The following is a 242-nucleotide window of genomic DNA, read 5'->3' as shown; positions in this document are numbered from 1 at the left end:
CGGAAGGTGCGGCTGGATCACCTCCTTTCTATGGAGAATCGTTTCCCGTAGCGGAAACATTCAAATATGCAGCTTCGCTGCAAACTACTCACTCGTTGCTCAGTTTTGAGAGCTCAAACTCTCAAACGTTTGGTGGCGATAGCGAAGGGGTTCCACACGTTCCCATCCCGAACACGACCGTTAAGCCCTTCAGCGTCAATGGTACTTGGACCGCAGGGTCCTGGGAGAGTAGAACGCCGCCA

The 242-nt window shown here is 53.3% G+C and carries 1 rRNA gene; it reads left to right on the top strand.

The features are described 5' to 3' along the window. Window positions 1-128: 128 nt before the first annotated feature. Window positions 129-242: ribosomal RNA gene (rrf, locus tag M3636_RS29385) — 5S ribosomal RNA — on the top strand; the annotation flags it as partial.

The organism is Paenibacillus sp. MER 99-2, from assembly GCF_023714095.1.
Lineage (GTDB): Bacteria > Bacillota > Bacilli > Paenibacillales > Paenibacillaceae > Paenibacillus.
The sequence above is the reverse complement of the archived record's forward strand: the minus strand, read 5'-3'. Positions and strand labels throughout refer to the sequence as shown.